This is a genomic window from Microvirga sp. 2MCAF35, assembly GCF_052115545.1.
In the GTDB taxonomy this organism is placed as follows: Bacteria; Pseudomonadota; Alphaproteobacteria; order Rhizobiales; family Beijerinckiaceae; genus Microvirga.
In genome coordinates this window covers 168,071-180,295 of the sequence record NZ_JBFRGW010000007.1, presented here as the reverse complement: position 1 = coordinate 180,295, position 12,225 = coordinate 168,071, and the positions used below count along the sequence as shown (strand labels likewise).

Below are 12,225 nucleotides of genomic sequence, written 5' to 3'. Positions count from 1 at the left end.
CTTTGAAGGGGTTTGGGATCGGCGCGGTTCTCATCGCAGGGCCGACCGCATCAGGCAAGTCCGCATTGGGCATCAAGCTGGCTCGGGAACTCGACGGCGTAGTGATCAATGCCGATTCCATGCAGGTCTACCGGGACCTTCGGGTCATCACGGCCCGCCCCACGTCCGAGGAGGAGGCCGAGGCTCCCCATCGGCTCTACGGCCATGTGGATGCCGCCGTGAACTTCTCCGTAGGGCGCTATGTGGCCGACGCGGTCGAGGTCCTACGGGAGATTCAGGGCAGGAAGCTGCCGATCTTCGTGGGCGGGACCGGGCTCTACTTCAAGGCCTTGACGGAGGGCCTGTCCGACATGCCTTCTGTTCCGGACGAAGTGCGTGAGCGGGTGCGCCGGGACAGCGAAGGGCTGGAAACGCCCGAGCTCCACCGCCTCCTGTCGGAGCGTGATCCCGAAACGGCCCCGACCTTGCGTCCCACCGACCGCCTGCGGATCCAGCGGGCCATCGAAATCTTCGCCGCGACGGGCCGGCCGCTCGTTTCCTTCCATGGTGTCCGCCAGCCGGGGCCGTTTACCGACGTTCCTGTCATCAAGTTGTTTCTTGCCCCCGACAGGGATGAACTGCGCCGGCGAATCGACGCGCGGTTCCTCGCCATGATGGACCAGGGAGCCCTCGACGAGGTGAGGGCGCTGGGCGAGCGCAACCTCGATCCCATGCTCCCGGCCATGCGGGCTCATGGTGTTCCCGGCCTTTTGGCCCACCTGCGCGGCGAGATTTCCCTCGATGAGGCTATTGCCAAAGGGCAGGGCGACACGCGGCGCTATGCCAAGCGCCAGTTCACGTGGTTCCGGCATCAGTTGCCTGACTGGCAATGGGTCGAGCCGGAGCGGGGCTTCGAGACGGCGATGGCTCGGCTCAATGCCCAGGAGCCCCTGTCCACATCTGATAGAAGGTAATGAAGATCTCAAACACGATCAGCAGGACGATGATCAGTTCGAGCCGCAGGGATCGCTCGGTATCGATGATGTCGGTCAAAGCCTGGGCCGTGTCGCCCAGCACCTCGAGCTTGCGATGGAGCGCCGTGGCGCGCTCCCTCAGCTCGTATTCGTCCTCCAGGCGGGCATAGAGACGCTCAAGGTCCGGGCGATCCCAGAGGACGTCAGGCTTCTCCTCCACGGCCACGCCACCCGACATGCGCTGCCGGACTAGCAGTGCTTGACCGACCTGCTTGAGAATCCTGCGGCGGTCCCGAGGTCGCCGGCCCTGTGCCGCAAGGTGCTGGACCGACGGTTCCACCAGCTCGAAGGCCGCGGTGGCCTCCCGCTCGTCGCGGGCCAGGGTCGCGCTCTTGGACAGGGCATCCGCGATGACGATCAGGCGCTCGGTGGACAATTGCTTGATGAAGATCGGGCCTCCCGGCGGGATCTGGTCGTCCCGGTCCGGCGAGATTTCGATGATCGCGGTCTCCTCCTCGTGCCGGGCGAACTCGCCCCGGATGCGCTGGCGCAGGCCGCGGATGACCTCGTCCTCCTCCAGCGGGGTGAGCCCAACGAGGACGGCGACGCCGTAACGGAAGAGGGCGACGAAGCCGTCCTGGCCGGCCCGGAAGGCAAGGGGCGTCGTGGACAGCACGTCGCTGCGTTCCAGCCCCGCCACGTCGAGGCGGTCGCCAAGAAGCAGGGCTCGGGCGGTGAGGCGCATGTTCTGCATGGGAGCGCCGGTCGAGGAGATGGTATCGGTCATGGTCATACGACTAAAATAGCAGCTTAAAATAGAAGCTAGGCAGATTTCCGCCAAGTTGATCCTGCTTGACCGAATGAAATGGATCGTCTAGCGTCGGCGCAACTTTTGAACCGAGAGCTGCCCCCATGCGCAAGCTTATTCTCGTAGTACGAGCGCCATCGACGGAGCGGGATTGATCCCCGCAGGTCCGGCGATGGCGCATAGGCCCCCACAGGGGCCTTTTTTATTGCCCAAATTCCAAGACAGTGATGCGAAAGATCCCGAGGAGCAGTTGATATGAGCGAGACGATGACCGGAGCCGAAATGGTGATCCGAGCCCTCCAGGACCAGGGAGTTGAGCATATCTTCGGTTATCCGGGCGGCGCGGTGCTTCCCATCTACGATGCGCTTTTCCACCAGGATAAGGTTCGTCACGTCCTCGTCCGCCACGAGCAGGGGGCAGTGCACGCGGCCGAAGGTTATGCCCGCTCGTCCGGCAAGCCGGGCGTGGTGCTGGTGACCTCCGGTCCCGGCGCGACCAACGCGATCACCGGACTTGCCGACGCGATGATGGACTCGATCCCGCTGGTCTGCATCACCGGCCAGGTTCCGACCCATCTCATCGGGTCCGACGCCTTCCAGGAATGCGACACGGTCGGCATCACCCGCCACTGCACGAAGCACAATTATCTGGTCAAATCCATCGAGGACCTGCCGCGCGTCCTGCACGAGGCGTTCTACGTGGCACAGAACGGCCGGCCGGGTCCGGTCGTGGTCGATCTGCCGAAGGACATCCAGTTCAAGTCCGGCTCCTATGCCCGTCCGCTCAGCAACCAGCACAAGACCTATCGTCCGACCGTCAAGGGCGACATGGACCACATTCGTGCGGCCGTGGAGCTGATGGCCAACGCCAAGCGTCCGGTGTTCTATACGGGAGGCGGCGTCGTCAATTCGGGACCCCATGCCTCGACGCTGCTGCGCGAGCTCGTGCAGCTCACGGGCTTTCCCATCACCTCGACCCTGATGGGCCTCGGTGCCTATCCGGCCTCGGACCGGCAGTGGCTCGGCATGCTCGGCATGCACGGCACCTACGAGGCCAATCTCGCAATGCATGAATGCGACGTGATGATCAATCTCGGGGCGCGCTTCGACGACCGCATCACGGGCCGGCTCGATGCCTTCTCGCCCTTCTCCAAGCGCATCCATGTGGACATCGATCCGTCCTCCATCAACAAGACCGTGAAGGTGGACATCCCGATCGTCGGCGATTGCGCGCACGTGCTGGAGGACATGCTGCGCCTGTGGCGCCAGAGCGCTCATCAGCCCGACAAGGCGGCGCTCAAGGATTGGTGGAACAAGATCGAAGGCTGGCGTGCCCGCAACTGCCTCGCCTTCCGCAACTCCACCGAGACCATCAAGCCGCAACATGCGATCCAGCGTCTCTATGAGCTTACCAAGGACCGCGAGACCTACGTCACCACCGAGGTGGGGCAGCACCAGATGTGGGCGGCCCAGTACTTCAAGTTCGAGGAGCCGAACCGCTGGATGACCTCGGGCGGCCATGGCACCATGGGCTACGGGTTGCCCGCCGCCGTCGGTGCGCAGCTGGCGCATCCCGACGCGCTGGTGATCGACATTGCCGGCGAAGCCTCGATCCAGATGATGCTGCAGGAAATGTCGACGGCCCTGCAGTACAACCTGCCGATCAAGGTGTTCATCCTCAACAACGAATATATGGGCATGGTGCGCCAGTGGCAGGAGTTGCTGCACGGTGGGCGCTACTCGCAGAGCTATTCGGAATCGCTGCCCGATTTCGTCAAGCTCGCCGAGGCTTATGGCGGCGTCGGCATCCGCTGCGACAAGCCTGGCGATCTCGATGCGAAGATCCTCGAGATGATCAATGTGAACCGCCCGGTCATCTTCGACTGCATCGTCGACAAGACCGAGAACTGCTTCCCGATGATCCCTTCGGGCAAGGCACATAACGAGATGCTGCTCAACGATTATCTCGGCGAGACCGGAGCCGATATCGGGTCCGTGATCGACGAGAAGGGCAAGATGCTTGTTTGATGCAGAAAGCCTGAACCATGCCAACCCTCGTCATCGCCAATAAGTGCTACTCGTCCTGGTCGTTGCGTCCCTGGCTGCTGATGAAGCAGCTTGGGGTCGCTTTCGACGAGATCATTATTCCGCTCGACCTGCCGGATACGAAGGCGAAGGTGCTCAGGCACTCGCCGGCCGGCAAGGTGCCCATCCTGATCGACGGCGATATCACCGTTTGGGAAACCATCGCCATCATGGAATATGTCGGCGAGACCTATGGGGCGCCCGTATGGCCGACGGAACGGAAGGCACGGGCCATGGCGCGCTCGGTCGCTGCGGAGATGCATTCGGGCTTCTCGGGCCTGCGCTCCGCATGCCCGATGAATCTCGGCAAGAAATATGCGCAGAAGGATAGGGGCGAGGCCGTTGCCCGCGATGTCGCCCGCTTCAGCGAGATCGTCCACCAGGCACGCGGGCGTTTCGGCTCAGGCGGCCCGTTTCTTTTCGGGGCATTCACGGCGGCCGATGCCATGTATGCACCGCTCGCGACACGTCTCGATACCTATTCCATCGCACTCGATGACACTACCCGCGCCTATGTTGATGCGATCCTCTCGCTGCCTGCCTTCCAGGAATGGCGCGCGGCGGCGCTGAAGGAGGAGTGGATCGTCGATGCCGACGAGGTCGACGAAGAGCCGATCGAGAATTACCGCAAAGCAGCCTGAAGCCAGAACATCAAGCCGGACAACGAACCATGCTCCAGATGAAAACCCATTATCCCGACGCGACCCGCGTCGAGCCGTCGAACCGGCATACGCTTGCCGTCGTCGTCGACAACGAGCCGGGCGTCCTTGCCCGCATCGCGGGCCTGTTCTCAGGCCGCGGCTACAACATCGAGAGCCTGACCGTCACCGAGACGGAGCACGAGGCCCATGTCTCGCGCATCACCATCGTGACCACGGGTACCGACAGCATCATCCAGCAGATCAAGAGCCAGCTGGAACGCCTCGTCCCCGTGCACCGCGTCGTGGATCTCACGCTCACCGGCGAGGCCGTCGAGCGCGAGCTCTGCTTGGTGAAGGTCGTCGGCAAGGGCGATCACCGCGTGGAGGCCATGCGCCTCGCCTCGGCCTTCGGCGCTCGCACGATGGATGCGACGCTGACCTCGTTCGTCTACGAGCTGACGGGCACGACCGACGAGGTCGAGCGCTTCATCAAGCTGATGACGGCGGTTGGGCTGGTCGAGGTGTCCCGCACGGGCGTCGCCGCCATGGCGCGGGGTGCGGAAGGAATCTTGTAAGGATCAGCCCCTGAAGTCGTTCTCCTTCAGGAACGCTTCCTCCTCCGGCGTCGACTCGCGGCCGAGGAGGGCGTTGCGGTGGGGGAAGCGGCCGAAGCGGGCGACGATGTCGTGATGGTGACGAGCCCACCTGATGGAATCTTCACCCAAGGCTTCGTTCAGGGTCACGGAGCGCTCCTGATGCCGCAAGGATTCGGAGTGCATGAAGGGCAGGTAGAAGAACCGGCGGAATTCGGGGTCAACCTTGGTGTCGAAACCGCGCTCGATGGCGCGGTCCGCAGCCATGAGGGCGACCGGGTCGGTTCTGTAGGTTTCGCGTCGGCCCCGGAACATGTTCCGGGGGAACTGGTCGAGGAGGAGAATGACGGCGAGCGCACCTTCAGGGATAAGCTCCCACTCGTTGAGATCGCCCCGGGCGGCGGCTTCATAGGTGAGCAGGAAGCGGTCACGGCAGATCTGGTCGAAGGCGTCGTCCTTCGAAAACCATTTCTCCGGTCCGGCTTCGCGCCAGAAATCGAGCACTTCCTCGGGAGTGGCAAGGCGCTGCATGGGGTGTCGTCCTTCTCGGCACAAAAGTGTAAGGCCAATCTAGAGCATGGGGGACGCGTTTGAACTCTCCAGGCTCGGATCGTTTGTTGACAAAAAGCGAGGCTTTGCGCTGAGCGCAGGCAGGGTCCGCAGTTTTGCTACAGACAAGAACTTGTCAGCGCAGTTTTATTCGCTAAAAGCGGCGCCTGATAAAACAATTGTTGCGCAGGCCCTTCTGGGCGGTGCAGCGAGACGAGGACGGGGGAAAGCCCCCTTTGAGATAAGGGACTTGAGGACCATGCGTGTCTATTACGATCGCGACGCAGACATCAATCTGATCAAGGGCAAGAAGGTTGCCATCGTCGGCTACGGCAGCCAGGGCCACGCCCACACCCTGAACCTGCGCGATTCCGGCGTGAAGGACATCGTCGTGGCCCTCCGCAAGGGCTCGCCCTCGGCGGCCAAGGCCGAGAAGGCCGGCCTCAAGGTCATGGAGGTGGCCGAGGCCGCCAAGTGGGCCGACGTGGTCATGATGCTGACCCCCGACGAGCTGCAGGCCGATATTTACCGCAACGACCTGCACGACAACATGAAGCAGGGCGCGGCGCTGCTCTTCGCCCACGGCCTCAACGTCCATTTCAACCTCATCGAGCCCCGCAAGGACCTCGACGTGCTCATGGTCGCCCCGAAGGGCCCCGGCCACACGGTGCGCTCCGAGTACCAGCGCGGCGGCGGCGTGCCGACCCTCATCGCAATCCACCAGGACGCCACGGGCAACGCCCATGACATCGCGCTCTCCTATGCGTCCGCCAATGGCGGCGGCCGCGCCGGCATCATCGAGACCACCTTCAAGGAAGAGTGCGAGACCGACCTCTTCGGCGAGCAGGTGGTGCTCTGCGGCGGTCTCGTCGAGCTCATCAAGGCGGGCTTCGAGACCCTGACCGAGGCCGGTTATGCCCCTGAGATGGCATATTTTGAGTGCCTCCACGAAGTGAAGCTGATCGTCGACCTCATCTACGAGGGCGGCATCGCCAACATGAACTACTCGATCTCCAACACGGCCGAGTACGGCGAATACGTCACCGGCCCGCGCATCATCACGGCCGAAACGAAGGCTGAAATGAAGCGCGTTCTTGAGGATATCCAGAGCGGCAAGTTCACCCGCGACTGGATGCTGGAGAACAAGGTCAACCAGACCTCCTTCAAGGCGACCCGCGCCCGCAATGCCGCCCATCCCATCGAGGATGTCGGCGCCCGCCTGCGCGATATGATGCCATGGATCAAGGAAAAGGCTCTGGTCGACAAGAGCCGGAACTAAGGCCATTCCAGACGGTACGTCTGGTCCGTGCGAGAGCCTCGAAGGGATCCCTTCGAGGCTTTTTAGTTTCCACGAACACCGTGTGCAAGCACACGGTCCTGCATCACGGCCTTGTCCGGCTCACATGCGGTGCAGCATCATGGCCGCCGCAGCCAAGAGGGCGCCGAGGACGATGCCGATCGTCTCAGAACGCTCCTTCCAGAACCGGTAGATGCCGTAGGAGCAGAGAAAGGTCGCCAGAAGGCCGGCGAGACCTTGCGTCAGATAATTGACCTTCGTCGCACCCACCAGAGGCTTGGCTTCCTCCCAGCTCTCCAGCAGCCAGAAGATCGAGAAAACGGAAGACGTCGCGCCGCCGACCGAGGGCCACCAGACAGCCGGTAAGCCGGTTCCTAAAATGCTCTCTGCCCTGTCGGTGGAAGCAACGAGGTGGAACTCTTCATCAGAGTCGGAAGAGGAAAGGGGCACGATCGAAAATCCGCAATGTTGTTGCCATCGCACTAACATTGCGGCAGGTCGCTGCCACCTCTGGAAACGAAGGGGAAAGGCGGCTCACCGTTGGGTGAACTGCCGAAATCTTACTGCTGATTGCTCTTGGTATTCGCGGCCTTGTTGTTGTCCTGCTTGCCGAGATCTTGGCGGTTCTTCATCGTTCCGCCTGAGCCGCGGATATGGGTGCCGGAGTGTTTCTTGCTCTCGGCGGAGTTGTCGCCGTTCATCTTGCCTTTGCCCATGGGGAAACTCCTTGGTGATCCGAGGTTAATGACCCCTTGGACACCGGGTTCCCAGGCTGCGCCCACCTACCACAGCAGGTAGTGGGCGAGCCCCGCGCCCGGCGCAAGGATCACGAAGGCCCAGACGGAGGCTGATGCCAGGTTCGCGGCCTGAAACAGGATCTGCGGCATCAGGAAGATGCCTGCGATCAAGGCGATGACGGCGCGGATCGGGCCGAAGAACCGGCCCAGGAACACCGCCCAGGGGCCGAAGCGCTGGAAGAAGGTCTCGCCTCTCACGATCAGCTTCGGGTGGCGTGACAGGGGCCAGACTTCATAGGCGGTCTTCTTGAAACGCTGGCCGATAGCATAGGACAGCCAGTTGCCCAGGAACGCGCCGCAGACGGCACCGGTCCAGGCCACCCAGAACGGGATCTCGGCCGCCGCCAGGACAAAGCCCGTGGCGATGAGGATCGTCATGGTGGGCAGCAGGAGGGATATGAAGGCGAGGGACTCGGCAAAGGTCATGAGCCCAAGGACGAAGGGTGCATAGCTCCTATGGTTCTGCACGAATTCCAGGATGCCGGTCTTCAGAAACTCGATGTCCATGGTGCCGTTGAATGTCCTGTCGTGGTTCCGCTGTCAGGGTCAATATGGCCTGTTCCGGTGAGAACCAATGGCCTTGTGATGAATGTGATCACATCAGGCGATTTGTAGCGGGGCGATGGTTGCGATAACGGGAGAGTGAAAGGGGCCTGAAGCATGAATGTTCTCTCGATCCAATCCCATGTCGCCTACGGTCATGTGGGTAACGCCTCCGCGGTCTTTCCGATGCAGCGCCTCGGCGTCGAGGTTTGGCCCATTCACACGGTGCAGTTCTCCAATCATACCGGCTACGGTTCCTGGAAAGGCCGTGTCTTCGACGGACCGGCCATCGAAGACCTCGTGGAAGGCATCGCGGAGCGGGGCGTTCTGGGCCGCTGCGATGGCGTTCTCTCGGGCTATATGGGCTCTGCCGATATCGGCAACGCGATTCTCTCGGCGGTGGCCCGGGTCCGTGCCCTCAACCCTGAGGCTCTCTATTGCTGCGATCCCGTCATCGGAGATGTGGGCCGGGGCGTGTTCGTGCGGCCGGGCATCCCGGAATTCATGCGCGAGCAGGCCGTGCCGGCCGCCGACATCATCACGCCGAACCAGTTCGAGCTGGACTATCTTTCCGGCGTCACGACTCAGACCCTGGATGACGTGAAACAAGCCATAGCGATCGTGCAGGCACTGGGTCCCAAGGTCATGCTCGTGACCTCGGTCGAAACGAAGGAGACGCCCGCCGACGGCGTCGATCTCGTGGCCGGCGAAGGTGGGCGATTCTGGCGCGTGCGGACGCCGAAGCTGTCTCTGTCCGTGAACGGGGCAGGAGATGCCATCGCGGCGCTCTTCTTCGTTCATTATGCCCGCTCACGCTCGGCCCCGACGGCCCTGGCCGAGGCCTCAGCTTCCGTCTACGGGTTGCTCAAGCGCACGGAGAAGGCGGGATCCCGCGAGATCCTGACCATCGCGGCGCAGGATGAATTCGTCTCCCCCTCGCATCGTTTCGAGGCGGCTGAGGTTTAGGGCGCTCTCGAGCCATCAGGCCCGATTCGGCACACCCGTGAGGAGCCAATAGGCCGAAGGGCGAAGGCGGCCTGCCTTGCGATCCTTCTTCAGGCGGTCCTAGAATGCCGTCCTAACGAAGGGTCATGAGGAGCGGAATGGATCAGGCAACCTCCCTTGCGGCGGTGGCGCTCAACGATGTTGCCATCACGTTCGGGCCGAAAGTGGGTGGCTACACGGCCGTCAGCGGCATTGACCTCTCGGTCCGTCCGGGCGAGTTCGTGGCGGTTGTCGGCCCCACGGGCTCGGGAAAATCCACGATCCTCAATGCGGCGGCCGGCCTGCTGAAGCCGTCGGCCGGTCAAGTCAGGATCTTCGGCAACGATCTTTCAAGCCTCAATCTGCGCGCCGGATACCTCTTCCAGCAGGATGCGCTGATGCCGTGGAAGACGGCTCTCGACAACGTGGCGGTCGCGCTCGAGTCGAAGGGCGTTGCACGCAGTGAGGCTTCGCGGCGCGCGAAGGAATGGCTCGGGCGTGTCGGGCTCTCGGCCTTCGTCGACCGGTACCCGCACCAGCTCTCCGGCGGGCAGCGCAAGCGCGTGGCTTTGGCTCAGGTCCTGATCCGCGATCCCGAGATCCTTCTGATGGACGAGCCATTCGGGCCTCTCGACGCGCAGACGCGGCAGATCATGGGCAATCTGCTTCTGAATTTGTGGGCAGCGGATCGCAAGGCGGTGATGTTCGTCACGCATGATCTGGAGGAAGCCATTGCCCTGGCCGATCGCGTGGTTCTGATGTCGGCCGGGCCGGCAGCACGGATCATCGGAGATTTTGCCGTGTCGTTGCCTCGTCCGCGCGATATTGCGGAGGTGCGCATGGAACCGACGTTCCACCCCATCCACAAGGAGATCTGGGCAAGCCTGCGCGTCGAAGTTCAGAAGGCCTACAGCCAAGGGGAGGGGGCGTGATGCCGCGCCTGAAACTGACCGTCCTGCAGATCGGCGTGGGGCTGATCTTCCTGCTGTTGTGGCATGTGCTGACCGTCTATCCGATCTCAGGAACGCCGAAGCAGGTTCAGTTCTTCTTCTCGACGCCGCTCGATGTCCTGAAGCGGTGCTGGACACTCTTCGCCACCGGAGAGATCTGGGGCCATCTCTGGATCACATTGGTCGAAACCATCCTGGCTTTTCTGATCGGCGCAGGCGGCGGCATCATCTTCGGCTTCCTGTTCGCCAGGAAGGAATTGCTGGCCGCGGTTTTCGATCCTTACATCAAGGCCGCGAATGCGCTGCCGCGCGTGGTGCTCGCTCCGATCTTCGCCCTGTGGTTTGGCCTCGGCATCTGGTCGAAGGTTGCACTCGGCTTCACACTGGTGTTCTTCATCGTGTTCTTCAACGTGTATCAGGGCGTTCGCGAAGTGTCGCCCGTCGTACTCGCCAATGCACGCATGCTCGGCATGAACGAGCGTCAGCTGCTCCGGCATGTCTATTGGCCATCGGCTTTGACATGGGTGTTCTCGTCGCTTCACACGTCTGTGGGTTTTGCTCTCGTCGGCGCCGTCGTCGGCGAATATCTCGGGTCGTCGGCCGGCCTCGGCTACAAGATCCACGAGGCCGAAAGCGTCTTCGACGTAACGGGCGTCTTCGCCGGCATGCTGATCCTCTCCGTCTTCGTCATCCTGATCGACATGCTCGTGACGAGGATCGAGAACAGCTTCCTCGTTTGGAGGCCGCAGACATCCTTGGCTGCGCGCACTTAGAATCCACAAAGATCCATCAAAGCAGGGAGAAACGCCATGGAACGCCGTACATTTCTGAAAAGCGCAGGAGCTCTTGGACTGGCAGCCGCTTTGGGACCGAACGCCCTTGCGCAAGGAACGCCGGAGAAGACGAAGGTGACGCTCGGCGTCGGCGGCAAGCCGCTGCTCTATTACCTGCCGCTCACCATCGCGGAGCGCAAGGGCTTCTTCAAGGAGCAGGGGCTCGAAGTCGAGATCAACGACTTCGGCGGCGGAGCGAAGTCCCTGCAGGCCCTCATCGGCGGTTCCGTCGATGTGGTGACGGGTGCCTATGAGCATACGATCCGGATGCAGGCCAAAGGCCAGGATGTCGTGGCCGTCACGGAACTCGGCCGCTTCCCGGCAATCGTGATCGCAGTGAAGAAGGACAAGGCCGGGCAGATCAAGTCGGCCGCCGATTTCAAGGGCCTCAAGATCGGCGTCACCGCACCGGGATCCTCCACGGCTCTCACGGCGCAATACGCCATGGTGAAGGCTGGCCTGAAGTCGTCCGATGCCGCCATCATAGGTGTCGGTTCCGGCGCCAGTGCGGTGGCTGCCATGCAGAAGGGCGAGATCGACGTGATCTCGCATCTCGATCCGGTCATCGCCAAGCTCGAAGCCGATGGGGACATTCAGATCCTCATCGACACACGCACGGAGGCCGGAACCCGCCAACTCTTCGGAGGCTCGAACCCGGCGGCGACGCTCTACACGAAGAAGGATTTCATCGAGAAGAATCCGCAGACCACGCAGCGTCTCGTCAATGCCTTCGTGAAGACGCTGAAATGGCTTCAGACCGCAAAGCCCGAGGATATCGCTGCAACGGTGCCGGAGGAATACTACCTGGGCGACAAGCCGCTCTACCTCAAGGCTGTCCAGAATTCGCTCGAAAGCTACTCCCGAGACGGCATCATTCAGATGGCCGGCATGCAGAGCGTGCTCGACATGCTGCGTCAGCTCGATCCGGAACTGAAGGGCGCCAAGGTGGACCTCGCCGCGACCTTCAACGACCGCTTCGTGCGGCAGGCGGCGATCTAACCGGGCGTCCGGGCGGATATCGTCGAAGCCTGGCTTTAAACCCGACTCGTTCGTCATCACCGGCATAGTGCCGGTGATCTCGATTGGAAGCGTGCGGCACTTCACAGTAGCGGGATGGCCGGCACAAGGCCGGCCATGATGTGGTAGGGCGCTGGCCTTGACAGTTCCTTCCGCGATGTCGGTGAACCCTCAT

At 62.4% G+C, this 12,225-nt stretch carries 14 protein-coding genes; 9 read left to right on the top strand and 5 right to left on the bottom strand.

Going from position 1 to position 12,225, the window contains the following annotated elements; all coding sequences use genetic code 11:
• The first annotated feature begins 2 nt into the window (after nucleotides 1-2).
• Nucleotides 3-953: a tRNA (adenosine(37)-N6)-dimethylallyltransferase MiaA gene (gene miaA / locus AB4097_RS05815; RefSeq protein ID WP_442037663.1), complete on the top strand. Its 951-nt coding sequence runs from the start codon at nucleotides 3-5 to the stop codon at nucleotides 951-953.
• On the opposite strand, the gene AB4097_RS05810 is transcribed toward miaA, so the two are convergent.
• Nucleotides 913-1,740 carry an RMD1 family protein gene (locus tag AB4097_RS05810; RefSeq protein ID WP_442037662.1) on the bottom strand — a complete coding sequence of 276 codons (828 nt, stop codon included), beginning with the start codon at nucleotides 1,738-1,740 and terminating at the stop codon, nucleotides 913-915. The two genes, miaA and AB4097_RS05810, sit on opposite strands and share 41 nt — an antisense overlap.
• Nucleotides 1,741-2,016: 276 nt before the next feature.
• On the opposite strand from AB4097_RS05810, the gene AB4097_RS05805 reads away from it, so the two are divergent.
• The 3 genes from AB4097_RS05805 to ilvN are packed head-to-tail and all read left to right on the top strand — an operon-like array spanning nucleotide 2,017 to nucleotide 5,062.
• A complete protein-coding gene (locus AB4097_RS05805; protein ID WP_442037661.1) occupies nucleotides 2,017-3,789 on the top strand; it encodes an acetolactate synthase 3 large subunit in 1,773 nt (590 codons plus the stop codon).
• Nucleotides 3,790-3,806: 17 nt separating this feature from the next.
• Nucleotides 3,807-4,487: a glutathione S-transferase family protein gene (locus tag AB4097_RS05800; RefSeq protein WP_442037660.1), complete on the top strand. Its 681-nt coding sequence runs from the start codon at nucleotides 3,807-3,809 to the stop codon at nucleotides 4,485-4,487.
• A 29-nt stretch (nucleotides 4,488-4,516) separates the two neighbouring features.
• A complete protein-coding gene (gene ilvN / locus AB4097_RS05795; protein ID WP_442037659.1) occupies nucleotides 4,517-5,062 on the top strand; it encodes an acetolactate synthase small subunit in 546 nt (181 codons plus the stop codon).
• A 3-nt stretch (nucleotides 5,063-5,065) separates the two neighbouring features.
• Here the strand turns inward: ilvN and AB4097_RS05790 are convergent, their stop codons facing one another.
• The gene (locus AB4097_RS05790; protein WP_442037658.1) at nucleotides 5,066-5,611 is read right to left on the bottom strand and encodes a DUF924 family protein; all 546 of its coding nucleotides are present in this window, start codon (nucleotides 5,609-5,611) and stop codon (nucleotides 5,066-5,068) included.
• A gap of 277 nt (nucleotides 5,612-5,888) precedes the next feature.
• On the opposite strand from AB4097_RS05790, the gene ilvC reads away from it, so the two are divergent.
• The gene (ilvC, locus tag AB4097_RS05785) at nucleotides 5,889-6,908 is read left to right on the top strand and encodes a ketol-acid reductoisomerase (RefSeq protein ID WP_442037657.1); all 1,020 of its coding nucleotides are present in this window, start codon (nucleotides 5,889-5,891) and stop codon (nucleotides 6,906-6,908) included.
• 120 nt (nucleotides 6,909-7,028) lie between these two features.
• On the opposite strand, the gene AB4097_RS05780 is transcribed toward ilvC, so the two are convergent.
• The 3 genes from AB4097_RS05780 to AB4097_RS05770 all read right to left on the bottom strand — a co-directional run bounded on the left by AB4097_RS05780 (nucleotide 7,029) and on the right by AB4097_RS05770 (nucleotide 8,230).
• Nucleotides 7,029-7,376: a hypothetical protein gene (locus AB4097_RS05780; RefSeq protein ID WP_442037656.1), complete on the bottom strand. Its 348-nt coding sequence runs from the start codon at nucleotides 7,374-7,376 to the stop codon at nucleotides 7,029-7,031.
• A gap of 110 nt (nucleotides 7,377-7,486) precedes the next feature.
• Entirely contained in the window at nucleotides 7,487-7,642 is a 156-nt protein-coding gene (locus AB4097_RS05775) for a hypothetical protein (protein WP_442037655.1), read from the bottom strand.
• A 66-nt stretch (nucleotides 7,643-7,708) separates the two neighbouring features.
• Complete coding sequence (locus AB4097_RS05770) at nucleotides 7,709-8,230, bottom strand: DedA family protein (RefSeq protein WP_442037654.1); 522 nt, start codon at nucleotides 8,228-8,230, stop codon at nucleotides 7,709-7,711.
• Between the two features lie 153 nt (nucleotides 8,231-8,383).
• On the opposite strand from AB4097_RS05770, the gene pdxY reads away from it, so the two are divergent.
• The 4 genes from pdxY to AB4097_RS05750 all read left to right on the top strand — a co-directional run bounded on the left by pdxY (nucleotide 8,384) and on the right by AB4097_RS05750 (nucleotide 12,032).
• Nucleotides 8,384-9,232 carry a pyridoxal kinase PdxY gene (gene pdxY, locus AB4097_RS05765; protein ID WP_442037653.1) on the top strand — a complete coding sequence of 283 codons (849 nt, stop codon included), beginning with the start codon at nucleotides 8,384-8,386 and terminating at the stop codon, nucleotides 9,230-9,232.
• 137 nt (nucleotides 9,233-9,369) lie between these two features.
• The gene (locus AB4097_RS05760; protein ID WP_442037652.1) at nucleotides 9,370-10,182 is read left to right on the top strand and encodes an ABC transporter ATP-binding protein; all 813 of its coding nucleotides are present in this window, start codon (nucleotides 9,370-9,372) and stop codon (nucleotides 10,180-10,182) included.
• Nucleotides 10,182-10,973 carry an ABC transporter permease gene (locus AB4097_RS05755; protein ID WP_442037651.1) on the top strand — a complete coding sequence of 264 codons (792 nt, stop codon included), beginning with the start codon at nucleotides 10,182-10,184 and terminating at the stop codon, nucleotides 10,971-10,973. Before AB4097_RS05760 ends, AB4097_RS05755 begins: the two co-directional genes overlap by 1 nt.
• A gap of 36 nt (nucleotides 10,974-11,009) precedes the next feature.
• Nucleotides 11,010-12,032 carry an ABC transporter substrate-binding protein gene (locus AB4097_RS05750; RefSeq protein ID WP_442037650.1) on the top strand — a complete coding sequence of 341 codons (1,023 nt, stop codon included), beginning with the start codon at nucleotides 11,010-11,012 and terminating at the stop codon, nucleotides 12,030-12,032.
• The last annotated feature ends 193 nt before the right edge of the window (nucleotides 12,033-12,225 follow it).